This is a genomic window from Eikenella sp. NML99-0057 (assembly GCF_001648535.1).
Classification (GTDB): domain Bacteria; phylum Pseudomonadota; class Gammaproteobacteria; order Burkholderiales; family Neisseriaceae; genus Eikenella; species Eikenella exigua.
In genome coordinates this window covers 214,729-237,583 of record NZ_LXST01000002.1, presented here as the reverse complement: position 1 = coordinate 237,583, position 22,855 = coordinate 214,729, and the positions used below count along the sequence as shown (strand labels likewise).

19 protein-coding genes and 2 tRNA genes are annotated in these 22,855 nt (G+C 56.9%); 7 read left to right on the top strand and 14 right to left on the bottom strand.

Annotated elements, in window-relative coordinates; translation table 11 throughout:
• Nucleotides 1-360 precede the first annotated feature (360 nt).
• The 4 genes from A7Q03_RS04620 to A7Q03_RS04605 all read right to left on the bottom strand — a co-directional run bounded on the left by A7Q03_RS04620 (nt 361) and on the right by A7Q03_RS04605 (nt 2,904).
• Nucleotides 361-1,233, bottom strand: a complete 873-nt coding sequence (locus tag A7Q03_RS04620; protein WP_067447770.1) for a metal ABC transporter permease — start codon at nt 1,231-1,233, stop codon at nt 361-363.
• An 82-nt stretch (nt 1,234-1,315) separates the two neighbouring features.
• Complete coding sequence (locus tag A7Q03_RS04615) at nt 1,316-1,753, bottom strand: hypothetical protein (protein WP_067447768.1); 438 nt, start codon at nt 1,751-1,753, stop codon at nt 1,316-1,318.
• A gap of 55 nt (nt 1,754-1,808) precedes the next feature.
• Nucleotides 1,809-2,153: a hypothetical protein gene (locus A7Q03_RS04610; RefSeq protein WP_067447766.1), complete on the bottom strand. Its 345-nt coding sequence runs from the start codon at nt 2,151-2,153 to the stop codon at nt 1,809-1,811.
• Between the two features lie 22 nt (nt 2,154-2,175).
• On the bottom strand, nt 2,176-2,904 hold the full coding sequence (locus A7Q03_RS04605) for a metal ABC transporter ATP-binding protein (RefSeq protein WP_067447763.1): 729 nt from the start codon (nt 2,902-2,904) through the stop codon (nt 2,176-2,178).
• 506 nt (nt 2,905-3,410) lie between these two features.
• On the opposite strand from A7Q03_RS04605, the gene A7Q03_RS04600 reads away from it, so the two are divergent.
• On the top strand, nt 3,411-4,535 hold the full coding sequence (locus A7Q03_RS04600) for a polyamine ABC transporter substrate-binding protein (protein ID WP_067447761.1): 1,125 nt from the start codon (nt 3,411-3,413) through the stop codon (nt 4,533-4,535).
• A gap of 259 nt (nt 4,536-4,794) precedes the next feature.
• Here A7Q03_RS04600 and A7Q03_RS04595 read toward each other — a convergent pair whose 3' ends face one another.
• The 5 genes from A7Q03_RS04595 to A7Q03_RS04570 all read right to left on the bottom strand — a co-directional run bounded on the left by A7Q03_RS04595 (nt 4,795) and on the right by A7Q03_RS04570 (nt 9,489).
• Complete coding sequence (locus A7Q03_RS04595) at nt 4,795-6,135, bottom strand: anaerobic C4-dicarboxylate transporter (protein ID WP_067447759.1); 1,341 nt, start codon at nt 6,133-6,135, stop codon at nt 4,795-4,797.
• Nucleotides 6,136-6,407: 272 nt separating this feature from the next.
• Nucleotides 6,408-6,481: transfer RNA gene (locus A7Q03_RS04590), tRNA-Gly, on the bottom strand.
• 362 nt (nt 6,482-6,843) lie between these two features.
• Nucleotides 6,844-7,488 (bottom strand): HAD-IA family hydrolase, encoded by a 645-nt coding sequence (locus A7Q03_RS04580; protein WP_067447755.1) that lies wholly within the window; start codon nt 7,486-7,488, stop codon nt 6,844-6,846.
• 520 nt (nt 7,489-8,008) lie between these two features.
• Nucleotides 8,009-8,476, bottom strand: coding sequence for a PH domain-containing protein (locus tag A7Q03_RS04575; RefSeq protein ID WP_067447753.1), 468 nt, complete (start codon nt 8,474-8,476; stop codon nt 8,009-8,011).
• A 29-nt stretch (nt 8,477-8,505) separates the two neighbouring features.
• Nucleotides 8,506-9,489, bottom strand: a complete 984-nt coding sequence (locus A7Q03_RS04570; protein WP_067447751.1) for an RluA family pseudouridine synthase — start codon at nt 9,487-9,489, stop codon at nt 8,506-8,508.
• A gap of 427 nt (nt 9,490-9,916) precedes the next feature.
• On the opposite strand from A7Q03_RS04570, the gene A7Q03_RS04565 reads away from it, so the two are divergent.
• From A7Q03_RS04565 to A7Q03_RS04545, 5 genes are all read left to right on the top strand, one after another.
• Nucleotides 9,917-10,174 carry a hypothetical protein gene (locus A7Q03_RS04565; protein ID WP_156502930.1) on the top strand — a complete coding sequence of 86 codons (258 nt, stop codon included), beginning with the start codon at nt 9,917-9,919 and terminating at the stop codon, nt 10,172-10,174.
• 19 nt (nt 10,175-10,193) lie between these two features.
• Nucleotides 10,194-13,010: an Rne/Rng family ribonuclease gene (locus A7Q03_RS04560; protein ID WP_067447747.1), complete on the top strand. Its 2,817-nt coding sequence runs from the start codon at nt 10,194-10,196 to the stop codon at nt 13,008-13,010.
• A 458-nt stretch (nt 13,011-13,468) separates the two neighbouring features.
• The gene (gene ileS, locus A7Q03_RS04555) at nt 13,469-16,252 is read left to right on the top strand and encodes an isoleucine--tRNA ligase (RefSeq protein ID WP_067447746.1); all 2,784 of its coding nucleotides are present in this window, start codon (nt 13,469-13,471) and stop codon (nt 16,250-16,252) included.
• 227 nt (nt 16,253-16,479) lie between these two features.
• Entirely contained in the window at nt 16,480-17,082 is a 603-nt protein-coding gene (locus A7Q03_RS04550; RefSeq protein WP_067447744.1) for a hypothetical protein, read from the top strand.
• Nucleotides 17,083-17,305: 223 nt separating this feature from the next.
• A tRNA-Lys gene (locus A7Q03_RS04545) sits at nt 17,306-17,381 on the top strand.
• Between the two features lie 97 nt (nt 17,382-17,478).
• On the opposite strand, the gene A7Q03_RS04540 is transcribed toward A7Q03_RS04545, so the two are convergent.
• Genes A7Q03_RS04540 through dapF form a run of 3 tightly spaced genes read right to left on the bottom strand, consistent with a single transcriptional unit; the run spans nt 17,479 to nt 19,621 of the window.
• A complete protein-coding gene (locus tag A7Q03_RS04540) occupies nt 17,479-18,123 on the bottom strand; it encodes a hypothetical protein (RefSeq protein ID WP_067447742.1) in 645 nt (214 codons plus the stop codon).
• The gene (locus A7Q03_RS04535) at nt 18,123-18,773 is read right to left on the bottom strand and encodes a DUF484 family protein (RefSeq protein WP_067447740.1); all 651 of its coding nucleotides are present in this window, start codon (nt 18,771-18,773) and stop codon (nt 18,123-18,125) included. Before A7Q03_RS04535 ends, A7Q03_RS04540 begins: the two co-directional genes overlap by 1 nt.
• Entirely contained in the window at nt 18,773-19,621 is an 849-nt protein-coding gene (gene dapF / locus A7Q03_RS04530; protein ID WP_067447738.1) for a diaminopimelate epimerase, read from the bottom strand. Before dapF ends, A7Q03_RS04535 begins: the two co-directional genes overlap by 1 nt.
• A gap of 360 nt (nt 19,622-19,981) precedes the next feature.
• Here dapF and lgt point away from each other — a divergent pair, with 360 nt between their 5' ends.
• Nucleotides 19,982-20,851: a prolipoprotein diacylglyceryl transferase gene (gene lgt / locus A7Q03_RS04525; RefSeq protein WP_067447736.1), complete on the top strand. Its 870-nt coding sequence runs from the start codon at nt 19,982-19,984 to the stop codon at nt 20,849-20,851.
• Between the two features lie 84 nt (nt 20,852-20,935).
• On the opposite strand, the gene A7Q03_RS04520 is transcribed toward lgt, so the two are convergent.
• Complete coding sequence (locus tag A7Q03_RS04520) at nt 20,936-21,712, bottom strand: 1-acyl-sn-glycerol-3-phosphate acyltransferase (protein WP_067447734.1); 777 nt, start codon at nt 21,710-21,712, stop codon at nt 20,936-20,938.
• 46 nt (nt 21,713-21,758) lie between these two features.
• Entirely contained in the window at nt 21,759-22,580 is an 822-nt protein-coding gene (gene mutM / locus A7Q03_RS04515; protein ID WP_067447732.1) for a bifunctional DNA-formamidopyrimidine glycosylase/DNA-(apurinic or apyrimidinic site) lyase, read from the bottom strand.
• Nucleotides 22,581-22,855 lie beyond the last annotated feature (275 nt).

Sequence of the window (22,855 nt, the reverse complement as noted above, 5' to 3'; positions counted from 1 at the left end):
ATGCAGCGCCCCTGCTGGCACAGCCGAACGGAGCGCGGTTTTTTGGGGAATAAGGGCTTGCATGCCCGAAGCGGCGCAGCCGCAAGTTGCGAGCCCGCCCGAAAAATCGTGCGAAGTGAGGGAAGTTTGGCAAAGCCAAACCTGTGCCCGCAGTCGCCTTTCTTTGCTTTCTTTCTTTGGCGAAGCAAAGAAAAAAAGTGCCCCGCGCCGGCATGAGGCGCAAAAGCGAACAAAGTGGGAGAGGGTGGGGCTACCTGAAAAATAATTTGTCTCGAAATCCAAAATATCGCTGCTAAAACTATCTGAACTAAGGGTTTAGTTTCGCAGAGCATTTTCAGGTAGCCTTCAAGCTACCGGCCGCTACGTCCGCAAATGCCTGCCGCGCCACCATTTTGGCAGCATCCCGCCCTCGCGCCCGATAAACAGCGACACGGCATACACGCCGCCCAGGCACAAAATAATCGCCGGGCCGGAGGGGATATCCACATGGTAAGAAAACAGCAGGCCACAGAAACTGCAGGCGAGCGCAATCAGCACCGCGAGCGCAATCAGCCCGCCCATGCTACGCGACCACAGCCGCGCGGTAATCGCCGGCAGCATCATCACGCCCACCGACATCAGCGTGCCGATAGCCTGAAAACCGGCCACCAAATTCAGCACCACCAGCATCAAAAACAGCACATGCCACAGCCCGCCGCGCCCGTTCACCGCGCGCAGAAACAGCGGATCGATGCTCTCCAGCATCAGCGGGCGGTAGATCAGCGCCAGCGTCAACACCGATACCGCGCTCACGCACAGCACCAAAATCAGCGAAGGCGTATCCACCGCCAGCACCGAACCGAACAGCAAATGCAGCAAATCCACATTGCTGCCGTAGCTGCTCACCAGCACCACGCCCAAGGCCAGGCTGGCCAGATAAAACGCGGCAAAATTCGCGTCTTCCTTCAAATTGGTGTGGCGGCTCACCAAGCCGGCCAACAGCGCCATCGCCAGCCCGGCGGCAAAACCGCCCAAGCTCATGGCGGGCAGGCTGAGCGAACCGGCGGCGATATAGCCCGCCGCCGCGCCGGGCAGCACTGCGTGGCCGAGCGCATCGCCCACCAGGCTCATGCGCCGCATCACCAAAAACACGCCCACCGGCGCCGCGCCCACGGCCAGAAACAGCACGGAGGCAAGGGCATAGCGCATAAAATCGTCGGCAAAGGGTTCGATCAGGAGCTGGGAGAGGGTCATGGTGTGTGCTTTTATCGTGTTTCGGGTGGTCTTTTGGATTTGGGTTGATAGCTAAAATACTGATTTCAGCCATATCGGCAGGCTATTTGCCATAAGGGTGAAACACAACAAGTTTCCCCTCCGGATAATCGCCCAGCCAGCCGCAAGGGAAAACGCCTTTTTTATAGGCTTTGAAAACGGCATTCCAAAGCGGATGTTTTTGTATATGCTTGATATTCAAGTAACAGTTGAGCAGGTCTGCTTCGATGTCGTTCAGATAGTCGGCATATCCGACTTCTTCCAGTCGGGATTGGATAACGGGCACAATCTCTTTATCCCAATAATCACGAAATTTTTCATCTGTCAGTTTGAAGATGAGCGAGCAGTTTTCCCGTAAATCCAGCCAGCAGGTTTCCACTTCTGTTTGGCTGTAGAGATAGGTTTTCATTTCATCGATATTGGAAACGAAATGCCAGTTTGGGTTTTCGGCAGTTTCAAAATCCAACAGGTGGTTATCAATGATGCCAAACATTTGTTTCATTTTTATACCTTTTTATATTTTCGATGTGCGGTACGCAATATTTCCAGCCCGGCTTTCAGGTAGCCTGTTGGGCAGACGGATGGCCGTTGGCAATGATTACGCCTTCGCCCACTGCGGTGCCGCCTTCCATAATCCAAAATTCCGTGCCGGGGCGTAGGGCGGAATAATCCACGCGGTCGGGGTAGAGGTAATCCAGCCCGGCTTGCAGCGGCTCGTCGAATCGGGTGTGCTCAAACGTGGCAAACACGATGCCGAGCATTTCGCGGCTGCCTTTGGGCGCAAAGTGCGGGCGGTAGCCTTCGGCGGGGAAGTGTGTGCGGCTGCGGATGCGCTGCGGGAACGCTCCGGTAGAAAAATCTTCGCTGCGGTTTCGGAAGAAAACAACGGTGGCGGCAAACATGGCATTCAGGCTACCTGAAAACTCAAGCGGCGCACCATTCGCGCGGTTCGGTACGGTGCATGGTTTCGGCAGCCTGTTTCAGGTAACCTTCGGTGAGCACGTCCGCAGTGGCGCCACTGGCGATTTTTTCGCGGGCAATCAGGAAGGTGTGGGGGAAATAGGCGCGCACCTGCTCATAATCGTGCAACACGGCAATCACGGCACGGCCTTCGTTTTGGTGACATTGGCGCAATACTTCCAACAATTCATACGTGGTGCGCGCGTCCACGGCGTTGAAGGGCTCGTCCAGCAGCAAGAATTTGGCATCTTGCACCAGCATGCGGGCAAACAGCACGCGCTGGAATTGGCCGTTGGAAAGCTGGCCGATGCTCCGGTGGGCAAAATCGGCCATGCCAACGCGCTCGAGCGCGGCGTGCACCCGTTCGCGCTGTTCGGGTTTGGTGCCGCCGAAAAAGCCGATTTCATACCACAAACCCATGGCGGCCAGCTCATATACGGAAATGGGCTGGCTGCGGTCGATATCGGATTGCTGGGGCAGATAGGCGATATCGCGGCGGGCGATGCCTTGCCATTGCACGCTGCCGGTGCTGGTTTTCAACAGCCCCATGATGGCTTTGAGCAGGGTGGATTTGCCCGCGCCATTAGGCCCGAATACCGCCCACATGCTGCCGGACGCAAATTCGCCGCAAATGTGGTGCACGGCGGGATGGCGGCGGTAGCTCACGGTGAGGTTGTCGAACACGATGCTCATAGTGCGGCGCCCGTCCAGGCAAACACGCCCAGCATCAGGGCAATAAGCGATACGGCCAAAAGCAGGCGGCTGCCGGCGCCGCGAAGTAACCAAGAGTGCATAGTGTGTGCTGAATGTTATGTTGTAACAGGTGGCATGATACCCTATAACATGTGCTTTTTCCATAGCCGGAAGGATACCTGAAAAGCAGGCAGAAAATGCCGCTGCGTTAATTTAGTGCAGACAAAGTGCCAATTTGTTGGCAATATTGAAAAATACTTGCCACACAGCACAGCTGCCCCAACCACGCCGCCACGCCGTTTCCCTAGCCCGCGGTATGAAGGAGCAAAGCGTTTGGCTATAATAGAAAAACCATATAGTGGATTAAAATAAGAATGGGACAAGGCGGCGAGCCGCAGACAGCATGAGCAATACGGCAAGGCGAGCCAACACGGTAGCATTCTTATTTTAATTCACTATACTTGCGCCTACTTACCCCTCCTTACCCCGCCCACCAAGGAATAACGATGAAAAAACTGCTCCTGCTCGCCATTTGCGCCGGCCTGCTTGCTGCCTGCGGCGGCCAAGCCAAAAGCGAAGCCTCCGCCCCTGAAGGCAACAACGCCAACCTGCTCAACCTCTACAACTGGGCGGATTATGTCGACCCCGCCACCCTCACCGCCTTCACCGAGAAAACCGGCATCACCGTCCGCTCCGCCTACTACGACAACAACGAAACCCTCGAAGCCAAAATGCTCAGCGGCAGCAGCGGCTACGATTTGGTGGTGCCCTCCATTTCCAACGTAGGCCGTCAAATCCAAGCCGGTGCCTACCAGCCCATCGACAAAAGCCAAATCCCCAACTACAGCAACCTTGACCCGCAGCTGCTCAAACTGATGGAGCAGGTGGATCCCGGCAACAAATACGCTGTGCCCTATTTCTGGGGCATCAACACGCTGGCCATCAACACCCAAATGGTGCAAAAAGCCTTGGGCGGCAAACCCATGCCCGAAAACGTGTGGGATTTGGTGTTCAATCCCGAATACACCGCCAAGCTCAAATCCTGCGGCATTTCCTATTTCGACAGCCCGCTTGAGCAATACCCCTTGGCACTCAACTACTTAGGCAAAGACCCCAACAGCACCAAGCCTGAAGACCTGCAAGCGGCCACCGATATGATGCGCGCCGTACGCAAAGACATCCGCATCTTCACCGCCTCCACCTATATCAACGACCTCGCCGCCGGCAACCTGTGCGTAGCCGTGGGCTACGGCGGCGATTTGAACATCGCCCGCAACCGGGCCATCGAAGCCGGCAACGGCATCGACATCCAAGTGCTCGTGCCCCAAAACGGCCTGGCGGTGTGGATCGACTCCCTGATGATTCCCAAAGACGCACACCACCCCGCCAACGCCCTCAAATACATCAACTACACCCTTGATCCCAAAGTGGCCGCCGCCAACGGCAGCTTCGTGACCTATGCCCCCGCCAGCAAACCGGCCCGCGAGCTGATGCCCGAGGCATACCGCAACAACGAATCCATCTTCCCCAGCGAAGAAGCCATGGCCAACAGCTTCGTCATCCTACCCAAAGACCCGCACACCAGCCGCCTGATGACCCAGCTCTATCAAAGGCTGATGGCAATCAAATAACGGCAAGGCCAGCAAACCACAAAAGGCTACCTGAAAATTTCAGGTAGCCTGTAATGGCGTGGATAACAACAAATATCAGAGTTGGGTTTGACACCCACCATTTGCTGCTCCGGTATGCTACATAAAGGCTACCTGAAAGCAGCAATCCCAACGAAATCAAACGAGCTACTTGAGTTCTTGAGAAGCTAACATCAGATAGCCTTCCCCCAAGCAAAACACCCGAACCAAAGCCCGGGCGTTTGTATTCCAATCAAACTGTTCAGCCAAAGAACATCTTGGAAAACAGCAGGCCGAAGGCCAGGCTGAAACCCATGCTCAACAGGCCGGGCAGCATAAAGCTGTGGTTGAAAATAACCTTGCCGATTTTCGTCGTGCCCGTGCTGTCGAAATCGATGGCGGCAATAATCGGACCATAGTTCGGAATGAAGAAATAGCCATTCACCGCCACGAATGTGCCGATGATAACCGGCGTGGGCACGCCCAACGAAATGGCCACCGGAAACAGCGTAGCCACAGTGGCACCCTGGCTGTTCACCAATATAGAGAGCACAAACAACGCAAAGGCAAACGCCCACGGCGCACTCTGCACCAGGCCAGACACCGCCTGCTGTACTTCGTCCAAATGCCCGTGCATCAGCGTATCGCCCAACCAGGCTACGCCGAACACGGCAATCACGGCACGCATACCGGCATGGAACACTGAGCCCTGCGTAATCGCGTTGCCATCTGGTTTGCAGGTAACAATAATCAGCGCAGCAGCAGAAAGCATCACGATTTCAATGGTGTGCGCCATACCCATCGGCTTGTCGTTAAATACCGGACGCAGCGAAGGCATCGCGCCGAGCAGCACTACCAAAATAGCGGCAAACAGGAAAATCCCCACCGAAATCTTAGCTTTGCTACTCACTTGCGCATCAGCAGCAACAGTTTCCGTATCATACAGCTTGCTGTAGGCCGGATCTTTCAGGCGGCGTTGGTATTCTGGGTCGTCTTTCAATTCCTTACCCATCCGGTTCACCAACACGCAGGCAATACCGATGCCGATGATGGTGGAAGGTACGCTCACTTTGAGCACATCTGCCATCGTAATATGCTGCGGCTCGAGGTAGCTCACGCAAGCCACCACCGCCGCCGCAATCGGGCTGGCCACAATGGCAAACTGCGAAGCAATCACCGCCATGGTGAGCGGGCGTGCCGGGCGGATACCGTTTTTGCGGCTCACTTCCGCAATCACCGGCAGCACGGAATAGGCCACATGCCCCGTGCCGGCCAAAACGGTGAAGGTGTAGGTAACCATCGGCGCGATAAAGGTGATGTATTTCGGGTTTTTATGCAGCACACGGGTGGCGATTTTAATCATATAGTCCAAACCGCCGGCCGCTTGCATGGCTGCCGCTGCCGACACGACCGCCATAATCATCAGCATCACATCAATCGGCGGGCTGGTGGGCTCTAGGCCGAAACCGAACGACAACACTGCCAAACCTATGCCGCCGAACACACCTAAGCCGATGCCGCCCACCTGGGCACCGGCTAAGATGCACAACAGCACCACAGCAAACTGGATAAAAAACTGCGCATATTGAGCAAAAAAGCTCATTATGGTCTCCAAAGTAAATTTATGTATGCAAAAAGAGCGCCGAGTCTACCAAACTTTATCCTGAAAATAAAACGGATTTTATTTTCAGGTAGCCTTTATTCGAAATAATAATTTGTATATAAACAATAAATATTTATCTATCCTTAACTACACCTCCCCACACACCCTGCCCGAAAAGCCCTCCCTCTGCATTCCATCCACCTACTTGTAAACATTTCTTAACAAACTGCCAACAAAAATCCCATGCCAGAAAAGTAGCATGGGAAAGAAAATGGAGCGGGTAACGGGAATCGAACCCGCATAGTCGGCTTGGGAAGCCGGTGCCTTACCATTAGACGATACCCGCAAAACAGGAGTGCGCGCAGTATAGAGGATTTCCATGCAAACTACCAGCCTGCGCCTAATCGAGGAATGTCAGCTCGCCCAGCACCCTATCTGGCGCTTGGGCATCGCTGCCGGTCTCGCAAACCAGATAGTCCCAATCCAAACGCACATCACTGCCAGCAGAGCCACACAAGGCCTCCAAATCCGGCCAACCGCCCTTCCAGACTCACCCCCTCCTTAATTCTGGCCTGCTGCCGCCCACAAACAGCGGTAATATCAAAAATATGCCATTCTACTCCACACTGCACGGCAAAAAATCTTAGCTTCACAGAAACTCGCAAAACTCATCTTAACTTCATTGAAGCTTATGCTTTCAGGTAGCCTTCATTCTGCCAGCCAAGTCGCCAAGCTGGCCAAACCATCCAGCATGGCCAAATGTGGGGCGGTTTGCAGTTGGGCGGGGGTGTGGGCACCGGTGGTGAGGGCGATGGCGGGGCTCTGGGCGTTGTGCGCCATGTGCAAATCGTGGGTGGTGTCGCCGATTACCAGGGCTTCGGCCGGGTGCACGCCCAGTTCGTCGCAGATGGAGAGCACCATTTCCGGCTGGGGCTTGGAGGCGCATTCGTCGACGGTGCGGGTGGCAAGGAAGAAGCTGCGCGTGTCGGTTTCATCTAGGGCGGCATCGAGCCCGCGCCGGCCTTTGCCGGTGGCCACGGCAAGCCAGTAGTGCTGTTGCAGCCGCTGCAGGGCATTGCCCGCGTCGGGGAACAAAACGGTTTGCTCGCAGCGGTGGAAATATTCGTGCTGATAGGCGCGGGCGGCGGCTTCGATTTGCTGTTGGTTCAGCTGCGGGCACAGGCGGTGTAAGGCATCGTGCAAGCTTAAGCCGATAATGTTGCGGATGTCGGCCTCGGCGGGCGGCGGCCAGCCGAAGCGGCAAAAAGAGTTTTGCACGCCCTGCACGATTTGGGCGGTGGAATCGGCTAAGGTGCCGTCCCAGTCGAAAATCAATACTCGATACGGTTTCATGGGCATTCCTTGATGTGTTGGGGTTTGGGCTACCTGAATTTTCAGGTATAGCTAAAATTCTTATTTCTTCCTACTGCGTTGGCTCGCCTGGCCGTACTACTTGTACTGTCTGCGGCTCGCCGTCTGGTATGAAGAAATAATTATTTCAGCTATAGCCTCACTTCAATCCGCGCCCTGCGCCGTGCAGCAAAGCGTTAATCATGATTTCATCAGCTTGCTCCTCGGCTTGGCGGCACGCCGTTTCCTGCCGGATGATTTCCTCCAAATCGGCACGGCCGCTCTCTGCGGGCTAGGTAATAACCTGTTTGGGGCGTTCCAAAGAAAAGCCTTCGGGCAGGATAACTTTGAATTTGGGCTGTTTATCGTTTTGCTGCATATCTTTCCTTTCTGGCTAAATGGCAAACAGGCTACCTGAAAAACGAAGTCGAAATAATGGGCACACTTTTTTCAGGTAGCCTCTTCCGAACATCGACACCGGCTAAAGCTGCGATCCATAGAGGCCCAGGGCGCTTCGCAGCACTCACTGCACATTCCGATGCCCGCCGCGCATAACATGGCTGTATGGAAGCAACACCTGCTTCTTGCTCTCGGCATGGCGGCAATCATACGGCGCATACCGGCTGTCTCCCCGCAAACACAAAGCTGCCAAATCAGTGCTCCAGCCGTTGGCACGGATTGTGTACTCCCGAACATCCTCGATATCCGCCCAGCGCACCAGCCGCTCCCTGCCCCATACGGAACGCAGCACCACGCCCTGCTGGGTCAGCACAATCGGCCGAAAGCCCGTGATGCAGCGCAGCCACAACAACACAAACAGCCCGCCCCCCCCTGCGGCAAACAGCCCCAACAACACATAATCAAAAGTATCGTGTGCCGCCGAATCGCTCCCGCTCAGAAGCAAAAATGTGAACCCGAGAAAAAACGCCGCTCTCGGCAACAGCCATAGGCTGCAACGGAAAAAACTGATACGCAGCTCGTATTCCATCATTCACCCTCCGTCTCCGGCATTCCGATTTTTCAGGTAGCCTCTTGCCCCTGCCGCAAACCCTCCAGCATCTGCCGCAGCTCTTCCGGCAATGGCGTGGTGAGCACCAGCGTTTCGCCGCTTGCCGGGTGTTCGAGCTCCAAACGGTGGGCGTGCAGGAACATGCGTTTGAGGCCGAGCTTTTTCAGGCGGCGGTTGGCGGTGTAGTCGCCGTAGCGTTCGTCGCCGGCAATCGGGCAGTTTTGCGACTGCATGTGCACGCGGATTTGGTGGGTGCGGCCGGTGCGCAGCGTGGCTTCCATCAGGCTCAGGGCAGAAAGCCCCACCGCGTGCAGCGGCGCACCGCCGAAGGTTTCCAGCACGCGGAACAGCGTGTGCGCGCTCTGCCCTTCTTCGCTCACGCGCACCATTTTCTCGCCTGCCGCACCGGTGTATTTAAACAGCGGCAGTTTCACCTGCCGCACATCCTGCGGCCACGCGCCCATGCCCAGCGCCAAATATACTTTTTCCGGCTTATCGTTGCGCCAGGCTTCGTGCAGCTTCACCAATACGCTGCGCTTTTTGGCCACCACCAAGAGGCCGCTGGTATCTTTGTCCAGCCGGTGCACCAATTCCAAATAACGCGCCTGCGGCCGGGCGCGGCGCAGCTGTTCGATCACGCCGAAGCTCACACCGCTGCCACCGTGTACGGCCACGCCGGAAGGTTTGTCCACCACCAAAAGGTGCTCGTCTTCAAACACAATGTCAAATTCACGCGGCGGCACGGCAGCCTCGGCCGGCCCGGTTTTCTGCGCCAGCCGAATCGGCGGAATCCGCACTTCGTCGCCCGCGGCCAAACGGCTGTCGGCAGCGGCACGTTTTTTGTTCACGCGCACTTCGCCGCCCCGGATGATGCGGTGAATATGGCTCTTGGGCACGCCTTTGAGCAGGCGGATGAGAAAGTTATCCAAACGCTGCCCGGCGGCGGCTTCGTCCACGCTCAAATAATTGACTGAATTTTTGCTAATTGCCGGCATTTTCTCTATAATCCTCTCCCTGCCGACACCGTGCCCAGGCTACCTGAAAGCCAAGCTTCAACGAAGCGAAAAACAAAAGGTGCCGCGGGTTGGCAAGTTGATTGTTTACTGTTTATTTTATCGTAATAAAGACAATTCCGAACGGCTTTCCTCTACCTGCCGCGCATTTTGGCAGGCAGATTGAAATAGTAATTGAGTTTACGGCTCCGGCAGCCCAAACGGCCTAAGATGCGACCAGCGCGCCGCCGCACCCGCTGCCGGGCTTAAAGAAGACCACAACACCGAATTAATAACGGATTAAGTTTGAAACAAAGCCAAGCGGCGAGCCGCGATCCAAGCAGTACGGCAAAACCAGCCAACACAGCCTTGCTTTAAAATTAATCCGCTATACCCCGCCGCAAGCGGCCGCCATCCGGCCTGCCGCGGCTTGCCAAAATTAGCCGCCCGTCCGGCGGCCGGCGCGGCAGCGATGCCCGCCCCGCTCTTTCACTACCTTCTTTACCGTTTTCTGCCCGCGCCCGATGCCGGCTGCCCAACCGCCACGGCGGTTTGCCGCACACCGCGCTTCAGGCCAGCACAACAACGGCTGCCGATTTTAACTTCGTTGAAGCTTTATTTTCAGGTAGCCTTCCCCGGCGGCAGCAAAGCGGCCAAACTAATTACGCGCTTCGGAATTGCAAACTAAACAAAAGGTTAGCAATATCATGAAACGTATGTTGTTTAACGCCACCCAGGCCGAAGAGCTGCGCGTGGCGATTGTAGACGGGCAAAACCTGCTCGATCTCGACATTGAAACGCTGGGCAAAGAACAGCGCAAAGGCAATATCTACAAAGGCATCATCACCCGCATCGAGCCCTCGCTCGAGGCCTGCTTCGTGGACTACGGCACCGACCGCCACGGCTTCCTCCCCTTCAAAGAAGTTTCCCGCGCCTACTTCCAAGACTACGACGGCGGCCGCGCCCGCATTCAAGACGTATTGCAGGAAGGCATGCAGGTTATCGTGCAGGTGGAAAAAGACGAACGCGGCAACAAAGGCGCCGCGCTCACCACCTTCATCAGCTTGGCCGGCCGCTATCTCGTGCTCATGCCGAACAATCCGCGCGGCGGCGGCATTTCCCGCCGTATCGAAGGCGAAGAGCGCCAAGAGCTTAAAGCTGCCATGAGCCAGCTCGACGTGCCGCACGGCATGAGCCTGATCGCCCGCACCGCCGGCATCGGCCGCAGCGTGGAAGAACTGCAATGGGATTTCAACTACCTATTGCAACTGTGGCGCGCCATCGAAGAAGCCGGCAACGCCCACCAAGACCCCTACCTCCTCTTCATGGAGAGCTCCCTGCTCATCCGCGCCATCCGCGACCACTACCGATCCGACATAGGCGAAATCCTCATCGACAACCGCGAAGTATTCGGCCAAGTGCAGGAATTCATGAGCTATGTGATGCCGCACAACGTAGGCAAGCTCAAATACTACGACGACCATATCCCGCTCTTCTCCCGCTTCCAAATCGAGCACCAAATCGAAAGCGCCTTCTCGCGCTCCGTGAGCCTGCCTTCCGGCGGCGCCATTGTGATCGACCACACCGAAGCCCTGGTTTCCGTAGACGTGAACTCCGCCCGCTCCACGCGCGGTGCCGATATCGAAGAAACCGCCTTCCAAACCAATATGGAAGCTGCCGAAGAAGTGGCCCGCCAAATGCGCCTGCGCGACTTGGGCGGCCTGATCGTGATCGACTTCATCGACATGGAAAACCCCAAGCACCAGCGCGATGTGGAAAACACCCTGCGCGACGCGTTGCGGAAAGACCGTGCCCGCGTGCAGATGGGCAAACTTTCCCGCTTCGGCCTGCTTGAGCTTTCTCGCCAGCGCCTGCGCCCCTCCCTGGGCGAAAGCAGCCACGTGGCCTGCCCGCGCTGCGCCGGCACCGGCGTGATTCGCGGCATCGAATCCACCGCCCTGCACGTGTTGCGCATCATCCAAGAAGAAGCGATGAAGGACAACACCGAAGAAGTGCACGCCCAAGTGCCGGTGGACGTGGCCACCTTCCTGCTCAACGAAAAACGCGCCGAGCTGTTCGGCCTGGAGGAACGGCTGGATGTGTCCATCCTAATGATCCCCAACACCCATCTGGAAAACCCGCACTACAACATCACCCGCGTACGCCCCGACGACGTGGATGACGATGCCGAACCCAGCTACAAACAAGTCGAAATCCCCGAAGAAGACGACAGCCAAACCTTGGAAATCGGCTGCCAAGCCAAGCCAGTGAAACCTGAGCCCGCTGTAAAAGGCATCAAACACAGCAGCCCCGCCCCCGTGGTGCAGCAGCCTGCCGAACCCGGCTTGCTGGCCAGCATCGGCGCTTGGTTTGCCAAATTGTTTGGCGGCGGCGAAACCAAACCTGCCGAAGCCCCCGCAACCAACAACGGGCGCAACGGTGGCAATCGCGGCAAAGCCCCGCAAAACCGTAACCGCCGCAACCGCACCCAGCAGCGCGGCCAAAACGGCAACAGCCGCCCGCCGCGTCAGCAAAATGCCGACGATGCCGAAACCTTGGACAACCGCACACCGCAACAGCTGGCAGAGAAATCCACTGCCGAGCAGCAGCCCAATCCGCGCCAACGCCGCCGCCAACGCAAAGACAGCGATGTTCAGGTAGCCTCGGCTGAAAACGATAAGCTGCAGGCCGCCAGCCAAGCGGCTGACATCCCCGAACGTTTTGCTGATGACACCGGCAGCTCTGCAGAAAACCAAGAGCGTGGTAGCGAACGAAGCGAGCGCGAGCGTAACAATGAGCGCGGCGAACGCAACGAACGCCGCTCCGGCCGCGACCGCCGCCAAGACAGCAGCCAGCGCAACGGCAAAGGCCGAGGCCGCCAGCGCAACATCCCCTCTGCACAGAAAATCATCCAATATCTGGATATTCCGCTGCAAGCCGAGCTGGTGAAATCTGCCGCCGACGTGGTATTGGGCCTGCACACCGAAGCGCCCGCCCCCGTGCCGCAGCCTGATGAGGCCGACAACGATAAACCGCTGGTCATCACCATCCCCGAAGTGGCCGATGAAGCCGATGCGCCCACCTTCGTGTTTGCCGAAGAAAATGCAGCTGAAGCCGTGGAAGCTACTGAAGCTGTAAACCCAGCTGCTGTTACAAGCCCGGTTGTGGAAACAGCGCAGGAAGAAGCCGTGGTAGAAACCGTGGCAGTAGAAACTTCATCTGCCGAAACTCAAGTCGCTCCGGAAGTTGCTCCTGCTGATGATTCCATTGTTGCTGCAGCCCAAGCTGTAGAAACGGCAGTGGCAGCCGTGGCACAACCCACGCCGCAACAAACCGCAGCTGAACCCGCTGCCGCCGACCTGGGGGGTTTGGTATTGGTGCAAACCGATCCCGCCGCGCTCACTGCCGCTCAGCCCGAGCCCGAGCAGCCCAAAGGTCTGCGCCGCGCCGATGTTGTCCCAGCCGCCCCGGCTGCCGTGCCCGAGCCGCAGCAACTGCAGCAAGTGGAAACCCACCGCAGCTAATGTGGACTTTCAGGTAGCCTTCCAAGGCAACAACCAACCGCCCCGAACAATTGCTTGGGGCGGTTTGTTATCGGCAACTTGAGGCTACCTGAAATTTAAATCGCAAAATGGCCAAACGGATTTTGGAATGAATAAAGTCAGCGCAAGGCGGTGAGCCACAGGCAGTACAGAAGTACGCAAGGCGAACCAACGCCGTATGAAATGAAGCACTTCAGTCATAGCAAACCAAAACCATCGCCTGCTCTCTATTTTCAAGTAGCCTCCCCTCCCGCCTGAGGCTAGCTGAAAACACTGCTGCCCGTTTTATAGCGGATTACTCAGCTGAAACCCGCTTTCAGGTAGCCTTTTGTGCCAAATCCTTATAGAATCGGTAACTTGTATTTTCACTTAATTCCGACACGGCAGACAGGCTGAAACGGCCCGCCGCACAGCCGTACTCAAACCACTCCGAGACCACCATGACCGACTACTCCCAAACCGTAAACCTCTACGAATCCCCCTTCCCCATGCGCGGCAATCTGGCCAAGCGCGAGCCGGCGTGGGTGAAGCAGTGGCAGGACGAAAAACGTTATCAGAAGCTGCGCAAAATTGCCGCCGGCCGCCCGAAATTCATCCTGCACGACGGCCCGCCCTATGCCAACGGCGACATCCACATCGGTCATGCAGTCAATAAAATCCTGAAAGACATCATCATCCGCAGCAAAACGCTGGCGGGCTTCGACGCGCCCTATGTGCCGGGCTGGGACTGCCACGGCCTGCCGATTGAAGTGATGGTGGAAAAACTGCACGGCAAGGAAATGCCGCCCAGCAAGTTCCGTGAGCTCTGCCGCCAATATGCTGGTGAGCAGATTCTGCGGCAGAAAAAAGACTTTATCCGCTTGGGCGTAATTGGCGATTGGGAAGATCCCTATCTGACCATGGACTACCAAACCGAAGCCGACACCGTGCGCACGTTGGGCGAAATTTACAAAGCAGGCTACCTGTATCGCGGTGCGAAGCCCGTGCAGTTCTGCTTGGACTGCGGCTCATCGCTGGCCGAGGCCGAAGTGGAATACAAAGACAAAGTATCGCCCGCGATTGATGTGGCCTACCGCTTCCAAGACAACGCCGCGCTGGCCAAGGCTTTCAGGCTACCTGAAATCTCAGGCGAAGCGTTTGCCGTAATTTGGACCACCACCCCGTGGACACTACCCGCCAGCCAGGCCATTTCTGCCGGCGCAGACATTGTGTACCAACTCATCAACACGCCGCGCGGCAAACTGGTGCTGGCCAAAGATTTGGCCGAAGCCGCGCTGGAACGCTATGGTTTTTCAGGTAGCCCCGTCCTCGCCGAATGCACCGGCGCGGATTTGGAAAACCTGAAAGCCGAACACCCCTTTATCGAACGCGATATTCCCGTTTTAAACGGCGACCATGTAACCACCGAAGCCGGTACCGGCCTCGTGCATACCGCACCTGCGCATGGTTTGGAAGACTATTTTGTCTGCAACAAATACGGCATCGAGCTCATCAACCCTGTGAACGCGCAAGGCCGCTATGCCGCCGATACCCCGCGCTTGGCAGACATGACCGTGTGGGAAGCCAACCAGCCGATTATCTCCTGGCTGCAGGAAAACAACTGCCTGCTCGCCCACAGCAAAATCGAACACAGCTACGCCCACTGCTGGCGGCACAAAACCCCGCTGATTTACCGCGCCACCGGCCAATGGTTCATCGGCATGGACAAAGCCGGCACAGAGGGCAAAACCCTGCGCGACAAAGCCCTCAAAGCCGTGGACGATACCGAATTCTTCCCCGCCTGGGGACGCGCACGGCTGGAAGCCATGATTGAAGGCCGCCCCGACTGGGTAGTGAGCCGCCAGCGTTTCTGGGGCACGCCGATGACCTTCTTCGCCCACAAAGAAACCGGCGAGCTGCACCCCGATTCCGCCGCGCTGTTGGAAAAAGTCGCCCTGCTCATCGAGAAAAAAGGCATCAACGCCTGGTTTGAACTGGATAAAGCCGAGCTGCTGCCGCCCGAAGACTGCGAACAATACGACAAACTGCCCGACACCATGGACGTGTGGTTCGATTCAGGCAGCACCCACTTCTCCGTGCTGAAACAGCGCCCCGAGCTCGCCTGGCCGGCCGATTTGTATCTGGAAGGCAGCGACCAGCACCGCGGCTGGTTCCAATCCTCCATGCTCACCGGCTGCGCCACCCTCGGCCGCGCGCCCTACAAACAACTGCTCACCCACGGCTTCGTGGTCGATCAGAACGGCCGCAAAATGTCCAAATCCATCGGTAACGTGGTTGCCCCACAGGAGGTGTATAACGAATTCGGCGCCGACATTCTGCGCCTGTGGGCGGCTGCCACCGACTACAGCGGCGAATTGGCGATTTCCAAAGAAATCCTCAAACGCGTAACCGAAAGCTACCGCCGCATCCGCAACACGCTCAGCTTCCTATTTGCCAACCTCAAAGACTTCAACCCGATTGAAGACGCCGTGCCGCAGGCCGACATGGTGGAAATCGACCGCTACGCCCTCGTGCTGGCGCGCCAGTTGCAGGAAAAAGTTTCAGGTAGCCACTACCCGCGCTACGCCTTCCACTTCGCCGTGCAGGACATCGTACAGTTCTGCTCCGAAGACCTCGGCGCGTTCTATCTGGACATCCTGAAAGACCGTCTCTACACCACTAAAAAAGACGGCCACGCCCGCCGCAGCGCGCAAACCGCGCTCTACCACATCACGCGCAGCCTCGTGCTCCTGATGTCGCCCATCCTCTGCTTCACCGCCGAAGAAGCGTGGGATATCATCGGTGGCGGTGAAGAAGACAGCGTGCTTTATCACACCCTGCACAACTTCCCGCCCATCCCCGCCGCCGGCGAAGCCGCGCTCGTGGAAAAATGGACGCACATCCGCGAAGCCCGTGCCGTTGTAAACGCCGCCATCGAGCCACTGCGTGCCGACAAAACCGTTGGTTCCTCATTGCAGGCCGAAGTCGTCCTCACCGCGCCCGAACCGCAATATGGCTACCTGAAAGCACTCGGCAGCGAACTGCGCTTCGCCATGCTCGTTTCCAAAATCGAGCTGCAAAAAGGCGACGAACTCACTGCCGAAGTCCGCCCCAGTGCCGAGGCCAAATGCGAACGCTGCTGGCACTATGTGGACAGCGTAGGCAGCGTTGCCGCCCACCCCACCCTGTGCGCCCGCTGCGCCGGGAATGTGGACGGCAAAGGCGAAGAGCGGGATTACGCCTAAGCCGGTTGAGGCTACCTGAAAGCGTCAGCCTCAACGAAGTTAAAATATCCGCAGCAAAAAGGTGGGCATTGGTTGCCCACCTTTTTTCAGGTAGCCTGAAAGCGCATATAACCGAAATAATGATTTCTTCATACCGGGCGGCGAGCCGCAGACAGCACAGCTAGTACGATAAGGCGAGCCAATACAATAGGAAGGAATAAGGATTTGAGCTATAAGGAATCAAACACATGACAACCCACCCCTATTTAGACCTGCAGCAAGGCAACGTGGAAAGCTGTTGCATGGTAGTGCCCAAAGCAGAAGTGCCGCAATGGTACGAGCAAGGCTGGCTGCCGCATTACGCCGTCGGCCTGTCGCGCCGCGAGGCCAACCGCGCCTATATGATTTACGGCTTCATGCGCTTCGGTCGCGATGTGCTGCTGTTTAGCCGCTCCGAATATTTGGCAGCCAAGTCCCCTATCGGGCGTAAAATTGTTGGCTTCTGCACCCATCTGGGCACTTACGGCATGGGCGGCCCCGGCTTTTTCGGCCTGCTGCTGGACACAGATAAATACTTGGTTTACACCGCATGGCACGCGGGATACAACACGCTGCTGGACAACCACGCAGTAAAAATGCCACCATATGGCAACACTGCTACACGCGGTTGGGTTGGCAATTTGAACGGAGCCGAATGGGACGAACTCTCACCCCTGCTCATCGGCTGCGAAATCGCCGATTGTTCCCTCGCCGAGCACCGCTGTACCCTGCAGCTGCAAAATGCAAAAAGACGGCCAAACCCATTTATTGGAATTCGTGCGCCAAGACGAACGCATCCCGAGCACTCCTGATCAAAAACCCCGCCTGGCATACGAAGACGGGAAAATCGTCGACTATTTGATGTATCAGCACAAAAATGCTTGGCTGGTGGCTTAGGTAAGCAGGGCGCATTACTCGCACAATAAAAGGCTACCTGAAAACCATTTTTCAATTTTCAGGTAGCCTTTCCTCTCCCGCCATACCAACCATGCTTGACAGTCTGTTAAAGCATTTTTACAATACACAACATTACATGGGTCGTTAGCTCAGTTGGTAGAGCAGCGGACTCTTAATCCGTAGGTCGAGCGTTCGAGCCGCTCACGACCCACCAAAATTAAAGTCGCAAATCAGTTGGTTATACTGGTTTGCGATTTCTTTTATCTGAGTTCTCAGCGGCACTCTGAACAAACTTTGGACTAACTCAATCCCTATCCATAAAACAGCATCCAAAGCGCGCGCAACAGGGCAATCAACAGGATTTTTTCGCCCGCAAGCAAACAGGCTACCTGAAAAAGCAAACTAATCAGTAGCACGCCCTGAAGCTGCAAGGGGCTGAACAGCAGCACATCATCGCGGCTCAAATAACGCCGGTGCAGCCACATCAGCAGCATCAGCATAGCCTGCCCGGCTATCCACAGCAGCGGTTTGAGCAGATACAGCGACATCAGGCCGGTGAGCAGCGGCACCGACATCCCATGCGGATACTGCCAGCACGCCAGCAGCAGCAAAAACAAAAACGTAATGTGCTGCACCGCACCAGCCACGGCGAAATAGGCCAGAAACACCCCGCCGCCGTCCAGCCGCCAGCCCATCTGCCGCGCATCGTAACGCCAGCCGTTGGCAAACAGAAACAGGCTGCCCAACGCAAAATAGCCATACACCGGATAAAGGTTGGCCACATGGGTAATCCCCAGCACGCCGGGCATAATCCGTGCGCTGAGGATACCGAAGCCCAGCCACAGCATCACGCTGCCCCACAGCCAGGAAAACTGCTGCCGCTGGAACGCCAAAGTCAGAAACACGGCGATATACACCGATAGCGCCCACAAAGTCGGGCTTTGCCAAGCCATCATTACCACCCGCCGGCTCTGGCCAACGCCGCTGCAGTGCAGGCAGCCAGCTCGCGCACCCAATCCAGCGGCAAATCCGGCGCAAAGCGCGTTTCATCGGCATCGCCCGCCACCATCGATGCCACGGTTTGCCCGTTCACGCGCAAGGGCAGCAGCAGGAAGCTCTCCAGCCCCCTACCCTCCTGCGGCAGCGCCTTCATCAGCGCCGGCGCGATGCGGTTGCCGCACACCGGTTCTTTCAGAGCAGATAACACAGCATGGGCGGCATGGTTTTCAGGTAGCCTGTAGGCGCCGGAAACCGCACCTTTTTTCGGCGGCTCGGCTAGCAGCCACACCCGGCCGGACGGCAGCGCGAAATCTTCCTGCCAGCCTGCCTCCGCCGCACGCAACACCTGCAACAGCGTATTGGCCGACAGTAAGCGGCGCACAAAGCCGAGCATCCGGCCCAGCGTTTGGTGGTTGCTGTCGGCATCCTGCATGATTTGCGCCAACTGCCCGGCCATTTTGGCCGCCTTTTTCTGCTGCGCCAGCCATTGCGCCTGTGCAAACGACTGCACCCGCCCTTCTGCCGGACGCACACCCAAATCGGCGGCATGGTTCAACAGAAATTCCGGGTGTTCCTGCAAATAAGCCAATATTTTCTTTTCGTTCATCAGTAAGTTACCGTTCCTTCAAACACCGTGGCCGCCGGCCCTGACATCAACACATGGTTATCCGCCGCCCACTCAATCTGCAAATCGCCGCCCGGCAGGCTCACGCACACCGAACCCTGCCGCGCCAACTGCCCCGCCCGCATGCCGACCACCGCTGCCGCACACGCGCCCGTGCCGCAGGCTTGGGTTTCACCCGTGCCGCGCTCAAACACACGCAGCCGGATATGGTGCGCATCCAGCACCTGCATAAAGCCCACGTTCACCCGCTCGGGAAACTGCGGATGCCGCTCCAGGCGCGCGCCCCATTCGGCTACCGGCGCATAGTGCACATCGTCCACCACCAGCACAGCATGCGGATTGCCCATATTCACACAGGAAAAACGTGCGCTTGCGCCATCCAAACCAATCTCGTGCCACAAGGCATCGGCAGCCTCGCCCGGCGCGGGCGCAAACGGAATATCCGCCGCCGCCAAACGCGGCTCGCCCATATCCACCGCAACCAGGCCGTTTTCCTGCAAATTCAACACAATCAGCCCTTTGGCCGTGGCCACCTTGATGCGGCGGTTTTGGCTCAGGCCTTTTGCATGCACAAAACGGGCAAAACAGCGCGCGCCGTTGCCGCACTGCTCCACCTCGCTGCCGTCTGCATTAAAAATACGGTAGCCAAACTCGGCTTCGGGCAGCAGCGGCGCTTCCACCAGCAACAGCTGGTCGAAACCGATGCCCAGGTGGCGGTCTGCCCATTCGGCAATCGGCGCGGCCGCCGGATCAAAATGCTGGCTGATGCCGTCGATAACCATAAAATCGTTGCCCAACCCGTGCATTTTGGTGAATTTCAATACAGCCATCACGGCCTCCGCCGACGCTTTCAAAGCGGGCTATCATACCCAATCCCCGCCGCAAGTTAAAGCCGCGTTTCAACTTTCAGGTAGTCTTCCCGGCACAGGCTACCTGAAAATCAGCATAGCCATGCCATACGACAAGATACTTCCGTTTACAGCAGACCTCTTAGCTTGATAAGCCCAATCGCTCTTTTCAGGTAACCTCTCCCCTCCTCCAAGGCTACCTGAACCCCCTACTTCCCAACAAAACCACAACACAACCCGGCAAAATCCAACCCAAACCGGGTTTTCTTTACGCCTCTGCCTGTTATCGGCCAATGGCCAGATGCGCTATAATGCGCCCTTTTGTTTTAGCCGCATTTTCCTATGTTGATCCATCCCGCTTTCAATCCCGTTATGCTCCAGCTCGGTCCGCTCGCCATCCGCTGGTATGCCATCAGCTACCTCGTCGGCTTCGCCCTGTTTATGTGGCTCGGGCGGCGGCGCATCCGCCAAGGCAACAGCGTGTTTACCACGCAAACCCTAGACGACTTCCTCACCTGGGGCATTATCGGCGTGATTGTGGGAGGGCGGCTGGGCTATGTGCTGTTTTACCAGCACGCCTACTATTTTGCCAATCCGTTGGAAATTTTCAAAGTATGGCAGGGCGGCATGTCGTTTCACGGTGGCTTCCTCGGCGTGGTAACTGCCGGCCTCCTGTTTGCCTACAAACATAAAATCAACCCGCTCAAGCTGGCCGACTCCATCGCCCCGCTCACTCCATTAGGCTTTGCTGCCGTGCGCCTGGGCGGCAACTTTGTGAATGGCGAGCTCTGGGGGCGCGTCACCCGGCCGGATGCCTTCTGGGCCATGGGCTTTCCCCAAGCACATAGCGAAGACTTAAAACTGGCCACCGAACAGCCGCAGCTGTGGGGTGCAATTTTCCAGCAATACGGCATGCTGCCGCGCCACCCCTCCCAGCTCTACCAATTTGCCCTGGAAGGCATTTTGCTGTTTGTGCTGCTGTGGTGGTTTTCCAAAAAACCACGCCCAACCGGCCAGGTAGTGAGCCTGTTCCTGCTCGGCTACGGCACCGCCCGCTTTATCGCCGAATTTGCCCGCGAGCCCGACGAATTCCTCGGCCTGCTCTATTTAAACTTCTCCATGGGCCAGTGGCTCAGCCTCCCCATGATCGCCTGCGGCCTTATCGGCTTCCTCTACTTCGGCAGGCGCAAGGCCGAACCGACAGAGGGTTGATGTTTAATGCAACGGCTTTGAAAGCAAAAAGGCTATCTGAAGAATAGTTTCCAGGTAGCCTTTTTTCATTACCTTCAACAGCAATCAGCCCTTATCCTCCCCGTTCACAATCTCGCCCACAAAAGCTTCGGCCTTATCTTTGAGCAGGAAGCGGGAGGAGGCGTCAGCGGCTTCTTCAGCATTCAGGGTAAGCGGCATGGAACAGTCGACACGGACGATGATGTCGGGCATGGATACGGTACGCCACAGGGCTGTAAAGAGGCCGATATTGCCAGCATAGGCGGGGGCGGTGGTGCGGCAGCCGTCACTGTCACAGTAGCGCAGCGCCACGGCCATGGCGGGAAGGCCGCTATCTAGCGCAGATTGAAACAGTGCAGCTTTAAACGGCAGCAACGATATGCCGTCTGAAGCTTTAGATTCAGGGAAGAACGACACGCTGTGCCCCGCACTCATCGAACGCACAATAGCCTTGTTTACCGGCGCCACATCGTTGCGGCTGTTGCGGTTGATGAACACCGCGCCGGTGCGCGCTACCATCGCACCCAACACCGGCCAGGAGCGTATTTCGCGTTTGGCGATAAACACGGTGGGATACATGGCCATCAGGATCATCGGATCGAGCCAGGACACATGGTTCGCCGCGCCGAGGAACACAGGCGGAAACGGCGGGTTGTTCGGATTAGCTTCGACACGGATATGCAACACTTTCAACATACTACGCGCCAAATCCTGCATCACGTCTTTGCTATGCTGGTTGTATTCGCGCAGGCGGAACAGCCGGTAAATCGTGCATAAGAACCAACACAGCAGGTGCAGGACGCGGAACAGACGGGTGAAAATTGAAGTAGATTGCGTGCTCATTTGTGCTGGTCTAATTATTAGATTGAGAAAGGCCACCTGAACGGCTTCAACGCTGGCATTGCGGGCAGTAAAAACTGCTGCGCTGGCCGATAATCTGCCGCGCAATCGGCGTGCCGCATTGACGGCATGCTTCGCCCTCGCGGCCATATACATTATATTGCTGCTGGAAATAGCCGCTTTGCCCATCGCTGTGCAAAAAATCGCGCAGGCTGCTACCACCGGCTTCCAGAGCGCGGTGCAGCACGCTGCGGATTTCCACTACCAAGCGGCGGCACTCCTCGGCAGACACGCTGTCGGCACAGCGGGTGGGCAGGATACCGGCGGCAAATAGCGCTTCGTTGGCATAAATATTGCCCACGCCCACCACAACTTTATTGTCCATCAACGCGGTTTTGATGGCACTTTTGCGACGTGAGAGTGCATTTTTCAGGTAGCCTGCAGTGAACTCGTCTTGCAGCGGCTCAGGGCCCAAATGCCGCAACAACGGATGCTGTTCTGCCGCCCCGGCAAACCATAGCACTGCGCCGAAACGGCGCGGGTCTCGCAGGCGCAGCACAGTCTGGTCGGTGGTGATGATATCGAGGTGATCATGCTTTTCCGGCGATGGCGCGCTGCCGTCGGGATACACACGTAGGCTGCCCGACATGCCCAAATGCAGCAGCATCACGCCGTGGGCAAACTCAAACAGCAAATACTTGGCGCGGCGGCGAATATGCACAATGCGGCTGCCGGAGAGCTGCCGCGCCAAATCCGGCAGCACTGGCCAACGCAATTTCGGCTGGCGCACCACTACCTCGGCCACGGTTTTGCCCTGCATATAGGGCTGGATCCCCCGGCGGGTGGTTTCAACTTCGGGCAGTTCGGGCATGGGAAAATTCGGGCTTGAAGTATATAAAGCCAGAAGTTTAGACCGTTTGCACGGTTTAGGCTACCTGAAAGCGTGAGCTTCAACCCAACAAAGTGGATCGATGTCTGATTAAAGCCAAGACCGAGTTTCTGAGAGGCAAAAATGCAGCCAACATTTTTTCAGGTAGCCTTTCAGTGTGCAGAAGGCTACCTGAAAAATCGTCTTAGCACTCAACCCAAAACCCTTTTCATCTTAATTAACTCAACTTCACACAAACCATTACCGGAATTTTTCAG